This is a genomic window from Desulfovibrio sp. DV, from assembly GCF_001936595.1.
Taxonomy (GTDB): domain Bacteria; phylum Desulfobacterota; class Desulfovibrionia; order Desulfovibrionales; family Desulfovibrionaceae; genus Solidesulfovibrio.
This window is the reverse complement of record NZ_MLBG01000001.1, coordinates 32,088-48,208: the sequence shown is the minus strand read 5'-3', so window position 1 is coordinate 48,208 and position 16,121 is coordinate 32,088. Positions and strand designations below refer to the sequence as shown.

The window sequence follows — 16,121 nt, the reverse complement described above, 5'->3', positions numbered from 1 at the left end:
GCTGGCTCAAAAAAAGGCCGGGCGCGGGAGCATTGCTCCCGCGCCCGGGCCCGAAAAGAACGGCGGCTTGCGACCCGGGCCAGGCGTCCCGGGATCGGTCCGACCCTAGAGGCGAATCCACTTGCGCCGCAGCGCGTTGTCCAAAATAACCCCGACCACGAAAGCCACGCCCATATGCCACATGGCAAAGCCGGCCACCACGATCATGGTGTAGAATTCATCGCGCTTGTTGCCGATGTCGCGCACCGTGATGGCCAGTTCGGCCCCGGCCAGAAACAGGATCACGCCGAGAATGGCCGGCGGGAACATTTTGAAGATGACCGCCACCGACTGGCTGAAAAACAGCGCTATGACGATGACGATGGTTCCGAGGATGACCAGGGAGCCGCCGGTGCGCGCCCCGAAGCGCACATGCCCGGCCATGCCGCCGGCTCCGTGGCACATGGGCACGCCGCCAAAGAGCGGCGAAATCAGGTTCATGATGCCCTGGCTCACGCACATGGTGCGCTCGGTGACGAGCCGATCCGGGAACAGTTCGTTGTTCTCGGCGGCAATGGCCACGACCGCATTGCCCAGGGTCAAGGGAATCTGTGGCAGGGTAAAAAGGAGCGTGCCGGTCACGATGTCGTCCCAGTGCACCTGATGCAGGCCGAACTCCGGCAGGCGAAAGCCGATGCTGACCTGGGCCAGTTCATTGATGAGGGCCGGATTGCCGATAACCGCGGCCACGACACCAATTAAAAGCAGCACGAACATGGCCGGGATTTTGGGGTTGGACAGCAGCACAAAGGTGACGGTCAAGGCGATGCCGGCCAACACCGGCGAGGCCACCATGCGGTGGATTCCCTCCACCACAAAGGACATGCCAAGGCCGAGCATGATGCCGCGAACGACCGGCTTGGTGGCCAGCTTGGCCACATGGTCGATGGTGCCGGTCAGGCCGATGATGAGCCAGAAAAGCCCGGTGGTCAGGCCCGAGCCGAAAAGCGCGGCAGGCGTTATGCCGCCGGCCACGGCGGCCGCGCCGATGGCCTTCATGGGCTGGATGGGAATGGGTGTCTTGTAGATCAGCCCGGCCGCGATCTTGCTGATGCCGAACATGAACAAAAGCCCCAGCGGATCAATGCCGAGGATCGTGATATAGGCCACAACAAAGGGAATGAGCGTGCCGATGTCGCCGAATGCTCCGGCCCATTCCATGTGGTCGTAGCGGTTGCGGGTTTTCTCGCCGGGGAGGCGATCCGATGCCGTCGACAGGGCCTGGGATGCGTTGTTGCCGTCTTGCATGGGGTCCGCTGCCTTGTTGCACGGTTATAAGCCGCCGGTCATGCCTGGGCGGCGAAACAATACGCCAAAACCTATGACACGGATTTTAGAAAATTCGTGTCACTAAGGCAAGAAAAAAAACGGCCCCCCATCAGGAAGCCGGCCGGCCGGATTGTTTGCGCAAATCCTCAAGATACAGGATTTGTTCTTCCAGTTGCTGGTCCAGGAAACGGCCCACGCAGCCGAGGAAGGCCGTGACACAGCCCATGCGCAGTGAATAGTAAATATTGGTGCCCCGTCGCTCGTCGGCAACGATGCCGGCCTCCCGGAGGATGCTCAAGTGCTTGGAGATGGTGGACATATCCGAGCCGACCAGTTCACGCAGTTCGCACACGCAAAGCTCCCCCCGGCCCAGGGCTTCGACCATGAGCAGGCGGCTGGGATGCCCCAGGGCTTTGAAGACTTTGGCCCGCTGGGCCAGATCGGGCGGGATTGACGCCATGGCACTCCAGAAACCCGCCGATGCGGACCGCGACGGGTGAAAAAAAACACGCGGGATCAGAGTGGGCCTGACCGTTTGCGGCTTGGCCAGGCAACTGGGACAAAACGACTGGCTGAGAAAATATCCAATCATGGCGGAAGCGTATAGGAGTCGAACCTACCTGTGACCTCTCGACCACACACCGGATTTGAAGTCCGGGCGCCACACCGGTGACGAAACGCTTCCCCGCGCAAAAAAATGACAGTAGCCTGTTTCCCCCCTTTTTTCAATCCACCAGCCGCCCCGGCCGGCCAACCGGCCAATTCCGGCCAGGGGCTTGACTTCCGGGCCGGCCATGACAAACTGAATGGACACAGCGCCCCGGGCTGGCAAGCCCCGCACCTTTTTTCCCGCGAGTCATCATGGTCCGAAGGCTTTTGTTATGCCTTGTCCTTATCCTCCTGGCCCACCCGTTGGCGGCCGGGGCGGAGAAAATTCGCAAAAACGTCCTGTTTTTCAATTCCTATCAGAACGGCTACCAGTGGTCCGACGAGATCCTGGCCGGCGTGCGCGAGGCCTTTGCCACCTCCGATTACAACGTGGATCTGCAAATCGAGTACATGGACTCGAAGAAATACGCCGACCCGATCCTGCGCGGCATGCTCCACGATTATTACAAGCTCAAGTACCGCAATACCCGCTTCGAGGTCATCCTGGCCTCGGACAACTATGCCTTCAACTTTCTGCGCGAGTATCATGACGAGCTGTTTCCCGGAACGCCCGTGGTCTTCTGCGGGGTCAACGATTTCAAGGCATCCTGGCTCGACGGCCACCCGAATTTTACCGGCGTCCTGGAAAATCCCGACATCCGCGCCACCCTGGAACTGGCCCTGCGCTTTCACCCCGACCGCAACCGGCTGCTCATCTTCGGTGATTCCTCGGTCACGGGCGTGGCCATCGGCAACCAGTTGCGGGCCGTGGAATCGGATTTTGCCGGCCGGCTGCACTTTGAATACGAAGACAACCTGACGCTTTCCGGCATCCTGGACCGGGTCCGCGATCTTCCCGACGACGTCATGATCTTCCTCATTCCTTTTTACAAGGACACCGAGAAGGACGTGTACTCCGTCAACGAGGTCCTGGCCGCCATCCGGGCCAATTCCGACGTGCCCATCTACAGCGCCTGGCAGTTCATGCTCGGCCACGGCATTGCCGGCGGCCGGCTGCACAGCGGCATCGAGGAAGGGCGCATCGCCGCAGCCATGGCCGACAAGCTCCTGCACGGCGTCCCCCTGTCCGAACTGCCCATTGTCACCAACACCGACGACACATATATCTTCGACTTCCGGGAGATGCTGCGCCTTGGCATCACCACGGACAAGCTGCCCACGGGCTTTTCCCTCATAAACGAGCCATATCCCTTCTATCACATCAATATTGCGGTCTTCTGGACCATCATCATCAGTCTCCTTATCCTGTGCTACGTCATGGTCCTACTCGTCACCAACATCCTGCGGCGTCGCTCGGTGGAGGAAAAGATCAAGGATCAGGTGTCGTTCCTGGAAACCCTGGTCAACACCATCCCGATTCCGATCTACTACAAGGACGAGTCCGGACGGTACCGGGGCTGCAACCCGGCCTTCCGCGCCTGGTGCGGTTCCGGCGAGGAGGCTGTCTCCATCCGGGACTGCGAGGTTGTGGCGGATTCGCCGCTGTCCCGCTCCCTGGACCACGAGGATGCCGGCCTGCTGCGCCAGCCCGGGGTCCGGGTGGGCGAAACCGACATCCTGGCTGCCGACGGGATGCCCCATTCCGTCATCCTGCACCGGGCCGTCTACGAAAACGCCAAGGGGGAAATCGCCGGTCTGGTCGGTGTGCTCTACGACGTCTCCGAACTCAAGGGCGCGGCGGAAAAGCTGCGCCAGGCCGAGGAAAAATACCGCGGCATCTTTGAAAATTCCGCCCTGGGCATCTTCCGCATGACCCCGGACGGGCAGGCCGTCGACGTCAATCCGGCCATGCTGGCCATGCTTGGCGTCGATGACCTCGACATCCTGCTGCGCCGGCGCGGCGACATGATGGACGTGCTCTTTTCCGGCCGCGACCGCTTTGCCCTGCTCCTCGAATCGGCTGTGGACGATCAGGCCACCATCAAATTCGAAACCCGGTTCGTGCGCCCCGACACCCGGCAGGTCACGGCCAACATCAACATGCGCCTCATTGCCAACCGCGACGGCTATCTGGCCTACGTCGAGGGCGTGGTCGAGGACGTGACCATGCGCCACGAGGCCGAACGCGCCCTGCGCGAATCCCAGGAAATGCTGCGCCTTGTTCTCGACAACATCCCGCAGCTCGTGTCCTGGAAGGACAAGGCCTTGCGCTACCTGGGAGCCAACCGGGCCTTTACCGAATTTTTCGGCTTCACCGACCTCGATGCGCTGATGGGCCGCGATGACACGGCCTTGCCCCTGCGCCCCGAAGACGTGGACGCCGTGCGGGCCACCGACATCGACGTCATGCGCAACAACCGCCCGGTGGCCGGGGAGCTGGCCGCCCGCAATGTCCGGGGAGCCGACGTGCTGCTCGAAATCAAGAAGGTCCCCCTGCACGACGACCGGGGGGCGGTGGTCGGAATCCTGTCCACGGCCGATGACGTGACTCAGAAGGTCAGCCTGGAGCGCCAGTTGCTCCAATCCCAGAAGATGGAAGCCATAGGCACCCTGGCTGGCGGCATTGCCCACGATTTCAACAATATCCTGACCTCGATCATCAATTCCGCCGAACTGGCCCTCATGGACCTGCCCCCCGGCGACGCCATGGAGGACGACCTGCGCCGGGTGCTCAAGGCCGGCGAGCGCGGCAGCCGGCTGGTCAAGCAGATCCTGTCCTTCACCCGCCCGTCCCAGGCCGGATTTGCGCCGATAAACGTGGCCGACGTGATCAGCGAGGTGGCCGGCCTGCTCAAGGCCTCCATCCCGCGCCACATCAAGGTCATCGTGGACATGCCGGCCACCCCGGTGACCTGCCGGGCCGACCCCACCCAGCTCCACCAGATCGTCATGAATCTGTGCACCAATGCCTTCCAGGCCATGCGCGAATCCGGCGGCGAACTCACCTTGTCGCTCACCGAGGACGAACTCGACGAAACCCAGGCCGGGCAGGTCGGGACCAGGGCCGGCCGCTATGCCCGGCTCTCGGTGGTGGATACCGGTCCGGGTATTGCCGGCGACATTCTGGACAAGATCTTTGACCCGTTTTTTTCCACCAAGCAAAAAGGCGAAGGCACGGGCCTGGGTCTGGCCGTGGTGCGCGGCATCGTCAAGAGCCACCGCGGCGGCATCCGGGTGGCCAGCCTTCCCGGCGAACGGACCGGCTTTGACATCTATCTGCCGCTTCTGGCCACGGCCGACGCCCCGCCCGTCCAGCCAAGGCCCGCTCCCAACCGGGGCCGGGACCGCATCCTTTTTGTCGAAGACGACGAAGACCAGCTCCTGACCATCCCCCGGGTGCTGGCCCAGCTCGGCCACGAAGTAACGGCCCACGGCAACGCCCTGGAGGCCCTGGCCGCCCTGCACGCCGCTCCGGACGCCTTTGACGTGTGCATCACCGACTTCGACATGCCGGACGTCAACGGCCTGGAACTGGCCCGGCGGGCCGCCGAGATGGCCCCGAACCTGCCGGTCATCCTGGTTTCCGGGCGCATGGGCGACATCGAGGACAAGAAACTGGCCGGCAACATCAAGAAAGTCGTGCTCAAACCCTACAATCAGGCGATCATCTCGGCAGCCATCCGCGAGGTGCTCGACGCCAAGCCCCAAACGATAGCCGCATGAAATCCGTGTGCATCATCGACGACGACCCCGAAGTCCGCGACACCATTGTGAGCCTCACGCGCAAGATGCGCCTGACCAGCGACGCCGCCGGCACCCTGGAGGCCGGCATGGAGTTGCTGGCCCGGGAGCGCTTTGACGTGGTTTTTCTGGACGTGCGCCTGCCCGACGGCAACGGTTTGGCCGCCCTGCCGGCCATCAAGCGCCTGCCGGGCGCCCCGGAGGTCATCATCCTCACCGGCATCGGCGACCCGGACGGCGCGGAACTGGCCATCCAGGAGGGGGTGTGGGATTATCTGGTCAAACCCTCGCCCATCAAACAGATCATGCTCACCCTCAAGCGGGCGCTCAAATACCGCGAGGAACGCCGCTGCGACCATACCCCGGTCTCCCTGGCCCTGACCGGCTGCGTGACGGCCAGCCCCCGGATGCAGCCGTGCCTCGATCAGGTGGCCCATGCCGCCGGATCAAACGCCGCCGTGCTGGTCACCGGCGAAACCGGGGCCGGCAAGGAGCTTTTCGCCCGGCTCATCCACACCAACAGCGCCCGGGTCCACAAGGCCTTTGTCACCGTGGACTGCGCCTCGCTGACCGAATCCCTGGTGGAGAGCACGCTTTTTGGCCATAAGAAAGGAGCCTTCACCGGGGCTGACGCCGACCGGGTGGGGCTGGCCCAGTTGGCCGACGGGGGCACGCTTTTCTTGGACGAAGTGGGCGAGATGCCGACCTCGTTGCAAAAAACCTTTTTGCGCGTGCTCCACGAAAAGACCTTCCGGCCGGTGGGCGGGATCACCGAGATCCGCAGCGACTTCCGGCTGATCGCCGCCACCAACCGCGACCTCGAAGCCATGGTCGAGGCCGGGGAGTTTCGCCGCGACCTGTATTTTCGTCTGAAAACCATCGAAGTGGCCCTGCCGCCCCTTCGTGCCCGGGTGGAAGACATAAAGCCGCTCACCCTGGCCTTTGCCGACGCCCTGGCGGCTGAGTACGCCCTGCCGCAAAAAGGCTTTGACGCGGAATTTCTGGCCATGCTCGAGGCCTACGACTGGCCGGGCAATGTGCGCGAACTGCGAAACGTGGTGGAGCGCGCCTTTCTGGCTTCCGGCCGGGAAAAAACCCTCTACAGCATGCACCTGCCCCAGGATGTCCGCATCAAGGTGACCAAATCCACCCTGGAGCGGGGCAACCAGGGCGGCGACCGGCCGACAATGGCCCCGGCCGGTCTTTTCCCCAGCGAAATAAGCCCGGTTGGGCAGCGCACCCTCAAGGAATACAAGGAAGCCATGGAACGCCGCTACCTGGAAGGACTCCTGCGCGAGCACGGCCGGGACGTGGTGGCCATGCTGGATATTTCCGGCCTGTCCCGTTCCCATTTCTACGCCCTGCTCAAAAAAAGCGGTCTGGCCATTCCCGATTAGGCGGCCCCTGCCCTCTCGGCGGCCGGGCTCCGGCCGGGCTGCGCTTGCTCGGCCGCGGTATCCGGCCCCCTCTTTGTGAATGCTATCACGATACCGATTCAAGCATATTTTCAAAAAAACCATCCCCCAGACCGCTCGGCCCGAACACTTTCCCGATCTCGCGACACAGGGGAAGCGGCTATGCGGCAATACTGCAACACCGCAAGCCCGAGATTGGGACTTTTGGAACAAGACCGTTTTCCCTGCCTTTTCACGTGCCAAGCGTGGGTACTTGTGGCAATAAACGGCAGGTAATCCCTGTTCGGTCCCGAATCCGGCGAGAGACGCACCCAAGTCTGAAATTTCGGACAACCCAACTCTGTCTGAAATTTCAGACTGCCCCTCCTTCCGGGAAGCGCTTTACGAAGCCATATATTTCAGGCTATTAGCTCTGAAACGGTATCCGAAAAACCGGATGCCGGATTCCTGCCTGAACCCGGAGCGGTTTCCTTGCCTTGCTAACTCACCGGATTTATTTGCATTAACCTTTGCTGGCACAAGGCTTGCCAAAGAGAGAGCGTCGACCCGGCCTTTTCCCTTCGGTCGAACGACAACCTTTAAGGAGATTGCAGCATGGCCAAGAAGATGAAAAGCATGGACGGCAACACCGCCACCACGCATATCGCCTACGCATTAAGCGATACGGCGGCCATTTATCCCATCACCCCCTCGTCCACCATGGGCGAAATTGCTGACGAGTGGGCAGCCAAGGGCCTTAAAAACATCTTCGGCCAGACTGTAACCATCCGCGAAATGCAGTCCGAGGCCGGAGCAGCCGGAGCGGTCCACGGTTCCCTGGCCGCCGGTGCCCTGACCACCACGTTCACCGCCTCCCAGGGCCTGCTCCTCATGATCCCCAACATGTTCAAGATCGCCGGCGAACTGCTCCCCGGCGTCTTTCATGTGACGGCCCGGGCCATTGCCACCCATGCCCTGTCGATCTTCGGCGACCACTCCGACGTCATGAGCGCCCGCTCCACCGGCTTTGCCTTCCTGGCCTCGGCCTCGGTCCAGGAATGCATGGACCTGGCCCTGGTCACCCATCTGGCCGCCATCGAGTCGAGCGTGCCGTTTTTGCATTTCTTCGACGGCTTCCGCACCTCGCACGAAATCCAGAAGATTGAAGTCATCGATTACGAAGACATCAAGGCCCTGGTCGACCACGACAAGATCGCCGCCTTCCGCGCCCGGGCCATGAACCCCGAGCACCCCGATCTGCGCGGCACCGCCCAGAACCCGGACATCTTTTTCCAGGGCCGCGAGCGCTCCAACCCCTACTATCAGGTGCTGCCCGGCATCGTGTCGGCCATGATGGACAAGGTGGCCGCCGTCACCGGCCGCCCGTACAAGCTCTTTGACTACGTGGGCGCGCCCGACGCCGAACGCGTCATCATCTCCATGGGTTCCTCGTGCGAAACCATCGAGGAAGTGGTCAACTACCTCGTGGCCAAGGGCGAGAAAGTCGGTCTGGTCAAGGTCCGCCTGTTTCGGCCCTTTGCCCCGGACTATCTCTTCAAGGTCCTGCCGGCCTCGGCCAAGGTGGTCACCGTCCTTGACCGCTGCAAGGAACCGGGAAGCCTCGGCGACCCGCTGTATGAAGACATCTGCTCGGCCTACGTCGAACGCGGCGGCCCGATTCCCAAGCTCATGACCGGCCGTTACGGTCTGGGTTCCAAGGAATTCCGCCCCGGCATGGTTCAGGCCATCTTCGACAACATGGCCGCTGCCGCGCCCAAGCGCCACTTCGTGGTCGGCATCCTCGACGATGTCTCCGGCCAGTCCCTGCCCTCGGCCGGCGTGCTGCCCACGGTTCCCGAAGGCACCGTGCAGTGCAAGTTCTGGGGTTTTGGCTCCGACGGAACTGTTGGCGCCAACAAGTCCGCCATCAAGATCATCGGCGACAACACCGACCTCTACGCCCAGGGATACTTTGCCTACGACTCCAAGAAGTCCGGCGGCATCACCGTCTCCCATCTGCGTTTCGGGAAAAAGCCCATCCAGTCCACCTATCTGGTCGATGCGGCCGACTACATTGCCTGCCACAAGCCAAGCTACGTCAATACCTACGAGATTCTGGAAGGCGTGAAGGACGGCGGCACCTTCGTCCTCAACTCTTCCTGGAACACGGCCGAAGAGCTGGAGAAAAACCTGCCCGGCCATATGCTTCGCACCATCGCCGACAAGAAGATCAAGGTCTACAACATCGACGCCGTGGCCATCGGGGCCAAGGTCGGCCTTGGCGCGCGCATCAACATGATCATGCAGACGGCGTTTTTCAAGCTGGCCGGCGTGCTGCCCATCGAGGAAGCCATCAGCCTGCTCAAAGACTCCATCAAGAAGACCTACGGCAACAAGGGCGAGAAAATCGTCAAGATGAACATCGACGCCGTGGACATGGCCATGGAAGGCCTGGTTGAAATCACTGTGCCGGCCGCCTGGGCCAGCGCCGCCGATGCCCCGGCCGCTGCCGCCAATGAGCCGGAGTACTTCAACAAGGTCATCCGCCCCATCCTGGCCCAGAAGGGCGACGAAGTCCCGGTCTCGGCCTTTGCCGAGAACGGTTCCTTCCCCACGGCCACGGCTCAGTACGAGAAGCGCGGCGTGGCCATAAACATCCCCCACTGGCTCAAAGAGAACTGCATCCAGTGCAACCAGTGCTCGTTTGTCTGCCCCCACGCCACCATCCGGCCCTTCCTGGCCGACGAAGCCGAGATGGCCAAGGCTCCGGCCTCGTTTGACACCCTGCCGGCCACCGGCAAGGAACTCAAGGGTCTGGCCTACCGCATGCAGGTCTTCCCCATGGACTGCATGGGCTGCGGCTCCTGCGCCGACGTCTGTCCGGCCAAGCAGAAGGCCCTGGTCATGAAGCCGCTGGAGACCGAGGCCGCCGAGCAGGTTGCCAACCACGCCTTTGCCATGACGGTCGCCAACAAGGGCAAGCTCGTCAAACGCGAAAACCTCAAGGGCAGCCAGTTCTTCCAGCCGCTGCTCGAGTTCTCGGGTGCCTGCGCCGGTTGCGGCGAAACGCCCTATGTCAAGCTCATCACCCAGCTCTTTGGCGAACGCATGATGGTGGCCAACGCCACGGGTTGCTCCTCCATTTGGGGCGGCTCGGCTCCCACGGCCCCCTACGCCGTCAACGCCGACGGCCACGGCCCGGCCTGGAACAACTCCCTGTTCGAGGACGCCGCCGAGTTCGGCTTCGGCTACTCCATGGCGCTGACCCAGCGCCGGGCCAAGCTGGCCGACAAGGTGACCGCCGCCCTGGCCGGCGATGTCGCCGACGACCTGCGCGCCGCCCTGGCCGGCTGGTTGCAGAACAAGGACGACGCCGCTGGTTCGCGCCTCTACGGCGACCAGTTAAAAGCCCTGCTGTCCGCTGCCGATCCGGCCCAGGCCGGCATCCTGGCCGACGCCGACCTCTACACCAAGAAATCCGTGTGGGTGTTTGGCGGCGACGGCTGGGCCTACGACATCGGCTACGGCGGCCTCGACCATGTCATCGCCTCGGGCGAAGACATCAACATCCTGGTCATGGACACCGAAGTGTACTCCAACACCGGCGGACAGGCCTCCAAGGCCACGCCGCTTGGGGCCATCGCCAAGTTTGCTTCGGCCGGCAAGGTCACGGGCAAAAAGGATCTGGCCCGCATGGCCATGACCTACGGCTACGTCTACGTGGCTTCGGTGGCCATGGGCGCGGACAAGAACCAGACCCTCAAGGCCTTCCTGGAAGCCGAAGCCCACAAGGGCCCGTCGATTGTCATCGCCTACGCCCCCTGCATCAACCAGGGCATCCGCAAAGGCATGGGCAAGTCCATGGAAGAGGCCAAGCTGGCAGTTGAAACCGGCTACTGGCCGCTGTTCCGCTTCAACCCCGACGCCAAGGCCGAAGGGAAAAACCCGCTGACCATCGACTCCAAGGCCCCGGCCGGCGACTTCCAGGCCTTCCTGTCCGGCGAGGTCCGCTACGCCGCCCTGGAAAAGCTCGCCCCCGAGCATTCCAAGAAATACCGCGCCACCATGGAAGAGGCTTACAAGGAACGCTACCAGCAGTTGCAGTATCTGGCCGCCATGCCGGTCTTTAGCGACCCGGCCCCGGCCCCAGAGGCCAAGGGCGGCGAAGACCCGGCCTTTTGCGCCACCCCTGCCACAGCCGAACATGCCCGTCCCGATACCGGCGAACCCTGTGACGAAGGCCGCTCGGGCAAATAACAAAGCCAAGCGAGTATAAACCGATGAGTAACCACCTGTCCCAGAAGTTCGAGGAAATCGTCGGCAAAGGCAACGTCCTGGCCAGCGAGGTGGACCGCCACAGCTATTCCTACGATGCGGCGGTCCTTCCCCCCAAACTCCCGGCCCTGGCCGTGCGTCCGGAGACGCCCGAGGCTCTGGGACGGGTGGTGAAAACATGCAATGAGCTCGGGTTGCCGCTGACTGTGCGCGGCTCGGGCACGAATTTAAGCGGCGGCACCATCCCCTCCGTGGGAGGCGTGGTGGTGCTCACCGGCGCGCTCAATAAGATCATCGAGATCAACGAAGCCGACATGTACGCCGTGGTCCAGACCGGCGTGATCACCGCCAAGTTTGCCACGGAAGTGGCCAAGCGCGGCCTGTTCTATCCGCCCGATCCCGGCAGCCAGGCCGTGTCCACCCTTGGCGGCAACGTGGCGGAAAACGCCGGCGGCCTTCGCGGCCTCAAGTACGGCGTGACCAAAGACTACGTCATGGGCATGAGCTTTTATGACGTGGACGGAGAACTGGTCAAAACCGGCTCACGCACCGTCAAGTGCGTCACCGGCATGAACCTGCACGGACTCATGGTCGGCTCCGAAGGCACCTTGGGCGTTTTTAACGAGATCATCTTGAAACTCGTGCCGCCGCCCAAGGCCAGCAAGGCCATGATGGCCATCTTCGACGATCTCGGCAAAGCCTCCGAGACGGTGGCGGCCATCATCGCGGCCAAGATCGTGCCGGCAACACTTGAATACATGGACGACTTCACCATCCGCACCGTCGAGGACTTTGCCCACGCAGGGCTGCCCACCGACGCCAAGGCCCTGCTTTTGATCGAAGTGGACGGCCATCCGGCCCAGGTCGAGGACGAAGCGGCCGAGGTCGAGGCCATCTGCAAACGCATCGGCGCAACCCGCATCCAGGTGGCCAAGGACGCGGCCGAGCGCAACAAGGTCTGGGAAGCCCGCCGGGCCGCCCTTTCGGCCCTGGCCCGGGTCCGCCCGACCACGGTGCTCGAGGACGCCACCGTGCCGCGCTCCAAGATCCCGGCCATGATCGGGGCCCTTGAAGCCATTGCCGCCAAGTACAAGCTGACCATTGGCACCTTCGGCCATGCCGGCGACGGCAACCTGCATCCCACCATCCTCACCGACAAGCGCGACCATGTCGAGTACGCCCGGGTGGAAGCGGCCATCGACGAGATCTTCGACGTGGCCCTGTCCCTTGGCGGCACGCTGTCTGGCGAGCACGGCATCGGTACGGCCAAGTCCAAGTACATGGTCAAGGAAGTGGGCCTGGGTTCGATCCAGTACGCCAAGCGCCTGAAGGCCGCCCTCGATCCCAAGGGTATCCTCAATCCCGGCAAGATCACGGGGGAATGACATGAGCGAGATGCGTCAGCTCGTCGGCCTCTTGAAGCAGATCGACGACCAGCTCGTGGCCTGCATGCGTTGCGGCATGTGCCAGGCCGTGTGTCCCATCTACGCCGAGACCGGGCTTGAGGGCCATGTGGCCCGGGGCAAGATCGCCCTGCTCGAATGTCTGGCCGATGAAGTCATCAAGGACCCGGCCGGGGTCAAGGATCGCCTGGACGCCTGCCTCCTTTGCGGCTCGTGTCAGGCCAACTGTCCAAGCGGCGTCAAGGCGCTGGACATCTTCCTCAAGGCCCGGGCCTTTCTCACCGGCTACTACGGTCTGCCGCCGGTCAAGCGGGCCATCTTCCGGGGCCTTCTCAAAAACCCCCGGCTCTTTGACTCGGTGCTGGCGATTGCCTCGAAGTTCCAGGGGCTTTTCACCAAGCCGGTCAACGACATGATCGGTTCCTCGTGCGCCCGGGTCTTTTCCGACCTGATCGGCGGGCGACATTTCGCCCCCCTGGCCGGGACGGCCCTGCACGAAGCCGCGGCCGAACGCAATGCCCCCCGTGGCTTTTCCGGCCTCAAGGTGGCGTTTTTCTACGGCTGCGTGGTGGACAAGATGTTCCCGCGCATCGGTGAAGCGGTCTTAAAGGTCTGCGACCACCACGGCGTGGGCGTGTATATGCCCCATGACCAGGCCTGCTGCGGCATTCCGGCCCTGTCTTCGGGCGACCGGGAGACCTTCGAGGCCCTGGTGGCCCACAACATGAAGCTCTTTGGCGATGCCGATTTCGACGTGCTGGTGACGCCCTGCGCCACCTGCACCTCCACCATCAAAAAGCTGTGGCCCCTTATGGCCGAAAGCCTGCCCGAAACCACCAAGTTCAAGATTCGGGAAATGGCCGCCAAGGTCAAAGACATAAGCGCCTTCCTGATCCAGGACGTGGGCGTGGTCCCGGCCGATCTCCCGGTTGCCGGCGAGCCTGTCGCAGTCACCTACCACGACCCCTGCCACCTGAAAAAATCCCTGGGCATTTCCGCCGAACCCAGGGCGCTCATTGCTGCCAACCCGCGTTACAAACTGGTTGAAATGGATGGCGCGGATTCCTGCTGTGGCTCCGGCGGAAGCTTCACCCTGCAGCATTACGACCTGTCCAAGCGCATCGGCAAACACAAGCGGGACAATATCGTGGCCACCGGCGCAACGGTCGCGGCCACCAGTTGCCCGGCCTGTATGCTCCAGATAGGCGACATGCTGTCACAGGCCGGCGATACGTTGGCAATCAAGCATCCAGTGGAGATTTACGCGGAGACCCTGGCCGGTCGCTGATCCGGCCCACAATCAACTGGCGAGCGAGGTAGCCGAATGAGTTTGAAAGAGAACATTCACGCGCTGTTTGCGCCCAAAACCGTAGCCGTCATCGGGGCCTCAACAGCCCCGGGCAAGGTCGGCTATACGGTCGTGGCCAACATGCTGGAGGCCGGGTACTCGGGTACGCTCATTCCTGTAAACCCCAAGGCAGACGAGATTCTCGGCCTGCCGGTGACGAAGAACATCAAGGATCTGCCGGAAGGCCTCGATCTGGCCGTCATCGTCGTGCCCGTGGCTGCCGTGCTGCCGGCCATGGACGCCCTGATCGAACGCAAGGTCCGGGCCGTCATCATCATCACCGCGGGTTTCAAGGAAGTGGGCAAGGAAGGCTATGCCCTGGAGCAGCGCCTGATCGAGCTTTGCACCGAGCATGAAATCGCCATGGTCGGTCCCAACTGCCTGGGACTCATCAGCACCCAGGACCACAACAACGCCTCTTTTGCCGCCGGCTATCCCGCCGAAGGCTCCATCGCCTTTTTCTCCCAGTCCGGAGCGCTTTGCACCGCCATCCTCGACTGGGCCCTGGGCGAAAATATCGGTTTCTCCAAGTTCGTTTCGCTCGGCAACAAGGCTGTCATCAACGAAGCCAACATGCTTGAGTATCTGCGCACCGACCCCAACACGTCGGTCATCCTCGGCTACATTGAAAACGTCGAGCATGGCGCAGACTTCATCGAACAGGCCGCCAAGGTGACCCGGGAAAAGCCGGTCATCATGATCAAGTCCGGCACCACCGCCGCCGGCGCCAAGGCCGCCTCCTCCCACACCGGCGCCATTGCCGGCTCGGACCAGGCCTACTCCGCCGCCTTCCGCAAGACCGGCGTCATCCGGGCGGCCGACATGGCCACCCTGTTCGATCTGGCCCAGGCCTTTTCCACCCAGCCCCTGCCTGAAGGCCCGGGCCTTTGCATCGTCACCAACTCCGGCGGTCCCGGCATCCTGGCCGCCGACGCCACGGAAAAATCCAGCCTCAACATGGCGCGGCTTTCCAACTCCACCATCGACCGCTTAAAGGAGTTCCTGCCGCCCTACGCCTCGTTGTACAACCCCGTCGACCTCATCGGCGACGCCCCGGCCGAACGCTATCGCAAGACCCTGGAAGTGGTGGTCGAGGATCCCCAGGTCCACTCCATCCTGGTGCTTTTGACCCCCACGGCCTCAGCTGAGATCATGGAAACGGCCGAGGCCATCATCGACGTGGCCAAGACCACCAAAAAGCCCATCTTCGTCAACTACATGGGTGGTATGCGCACGCGCCCGGGCCAGAAGCGGCTGACCGAAGCCGGCATCCCCTGCTCCATCTACCCGGAGCCGCTCATTGCCAGCATCGAGACCATGTACAACTACTACCTGTGGCGGCAGACCCCGGCCCAGGAATACCCGGCCATCAAGCGCAACCGCCAAAAGGCCCGCCTCGTCATCAATGAGGCCCGGTCCAAGGGCGCAACCGAAGTGGTGGAATTCCAGGCTCAGGAAGTCCTTCGGGCCTACAATCTGCCCACTCCCAACACCGCCCTGGCCCGGTCCTCCGACGAAGCCGTGGCCGCAGCCGAGAAGATCGGCTACCCGGTGGTCCTCAAAATCGCCTCGCCGCAAATCTCGCACAAGTCCGATGTCGGCGGCGTCAAAGTGAACCTGATCGATGCCGAAGCCGTCAAAAACGCCTTCTTCGACATCACGGCCCGGGCCCAGCGGATGCGTCCCGAGGCGTATATCGCCGGCTGTCTGGTCCAGGAAATGGCTCCCAAAGGCTGCAAGGAAATCATCATCGGCTTTAAGCGCGACGATCAGTTCGGGCCGCTCCTGATGTTCGGCCTGGGCGGCATCTACGTGGAAATACTCAAGGATATCGCTTTCCGGCTGGCTCCTCTTGGCCGTGACGACGCCAAGGGCATCATCCGCGAGATCAAATCCTACATGTTGCTCAAGGGTGTGCGCGGCGAACAGCCGGTCAACTTCCAGGCCATTGAGGACATCCTGCTCACCATGTCCGAACTGGCCCTGGATTTCCCGGAAATCCTCGAAGCCGAGTTCAACCCGGTGTTGGTCAATTCCGAGAAGGCCGTCGTGGCCGACGTGCGCATCACGCTTTCCGCCTAAAACGAACCCAGGAGGAACAAT

General features: G+C 62.6%; 8 protein-coding genes and 1 tRNA gene. 6 read left to right on the top strand and 3 right to left on the bottom strand.

The features are described from left to right. Window positions 1–105: 105 nt before the first annotated feature. The 3 genes from DVDV_RS00175 to DVDV_RS00165 form a co-directional block, all read right to left on the bottom strand. The gene (locus tag DVDV_RS00175; protein WP_075352725.1) at window positions 106–1,287 is read right to left on the bottom strand and encodes a putative sulfate/molybdate transporter; all 1,182 of its coding nucleotides are present in this window, start codon (window positions 1,285–1,287) and stop codon (window positions 106–108) included. Between the two features lie 130 nt (window positions 1,288–1,417). Then, on the bottom strand, window positions 1,418–1,768 hold the full coding sequence (locus tag DVDV_RS00170; RefSeq protein WP_075352724.1) for a helix-turn-helix transcriptional regulator: 351 nt from the start codon (window positions 1,766–1,768) through the stop codon (window positions 1,418–1,420). A gap of 131 nt (window positions 1,769–1,899) precedes the next feature. Then, window positions 1,900–1,993 (bottom strand) — tRNA-Sec (locus DVDV_RS00165). Window positions 1,994–2,169: 176 nt separating this feature from the next. Here DVDV_RS00165 and DVDV_RS00160 point away from each other — a divergent pair. The 6 genes from DVDV_RS00160 (at window position 2,170) to DVDV_RS00135 (ending at window position 16,100) form a co-directional block, all read left to right on the top strand. Then, the gene (locus DVDV_RS00160) at window positions 2,170–5,580 is read left to right on the top strand and encodes a PAS domain S-box protein (protein ID WP_075352723.1); all 3,411 of its coding nucleotides are present in this window, start codon (window positions 2,170–2,172) and stop codon (window positions 5,578–5,580) included. Continuing rightward, a complete protein-coding gene (locus tag DVDV_RS00155; RefSeq protein WP_075352722.1) occupies window positions 5,577–6,995 on the top strand; it encodes a sigma-54 dependent transcriptional regulator in 1,419 nt (472 codons plus the stop codon). Before DVDV_RS00160 ends, DVDV_RS00155 begins: the two co-directional genes overlap by 4 nt. A 612-nt stretch (window positions 6,996–7,607) precedes the next feature. Beyond that, complete coding sequence (nifJ, locus tag DVDV_RS00150) at window positions 7,608–11,249, top strand: pyruvate:ferredoxin (flavodoxin) oxidoreductase (RefSeq protein WP_075352721.1); 3,642 nt, start codon at window positions 7,608–7,610, stop codon at window positions 11,247–11,249. A gap of 23 nt (window positions 11,250–11,272) precedes the next feature. Next, window positions 11,273–12,652, top strand: coding sequence for an FAD-binding oxidoreductase (locus tag DVDV_RS00145; RefSeq protein WP_075352720.1), 1,380 nt, complete (start codon window positions 11,273–11,275; stop codon window positions 12,650–12,652). A 1-nt stretch (window position 12,653) separates the two neighbouring features. Further along, entirely contained in the window at window positions 12,654–13,958 is a 1,305-nt protein-coding gene (locus DVDV_RS00140; RefSeq protein ID WP_075352719.1) for a (Fe-S)-binding protein, read from the top strand. A gap of 36 nt (window positions 13,959–13,994) precedes the next feature. Further along, the gene (locus tag DVDV_RS00135) at window positions 13,995–16,100 is read left to right on the top strand and encodes an acetate--CoA ligase family protein (RefSeq protein ID WP_075352718.1); all 2,106 of its coding nucleotides are present in this window, start codon (window positions 13,995–13,997) and stop codon (window positions 16,098–16,100) included. Window positions 16,101–16,121: the final 21 nt, after the last annotated feature.

Excerpts from the sequence above, each read along its gene's own strand:
- DVDV_RS00140 (WP_075352719.1), top strand. The coding sequence starts at position 12,654 with ATGAGCGAGATGCGTCAGCTCGTCGGCCTCTTGAAGCAGATCGACGAC.
- DVDV_RS00170 (WP_075352724.1), bottom strand. The coding sequence starts at position 1,768 with ATGGCGTCAATCCCGCCCGATCTGGCCCAGCGGGCCAAAGTCTTCAAA.
- nifJ (WP_075352721.1), top strand. The coding sequence starts at position 7,608 with ATGGCCAAGAAGATGAAAAGCATGGACGGCAACACCGCCACCACGCAT.
- DVDV_RS00175 (WP_075352725.1), bottom strand. The coding sequence starts at position 1,287 with ATGCAAGACGGCAACAACGCATCCCAGGCCCTGTCGACGGCATCGGAT.
- DVDV_RS00145 (WP_075352720.1), top strand. The coding sequence starts at position 11,273 with ATGAGTAACCACCTGTCCCAGAAGTTCGAGGAAATCGTCGGCAAAGGC.
- DVDV_RS00160 (WP_075352723.1), top strand. The coding sequence starts at position 2,170 with ATGGTCCGAAGGCTTTTGTTATGCCTTGTCCTTATCCTCCTGGCCCAC.
- DVDV_RS00135 (WP_075352718.1), top strand. The coding sequence starts at position 13,995 with ATGAGTTTGAAAGAGAACATTCACGCGCTGTTTGCGCCCAAAACCGTA.
- DVDV_RS00155 (WP_075352722.1), top strand. The coding sequence starts at position 5,577 with ATGAAATCCGTGTGCATCATCGACGACGACCCCGAAGTCCGCGACACC.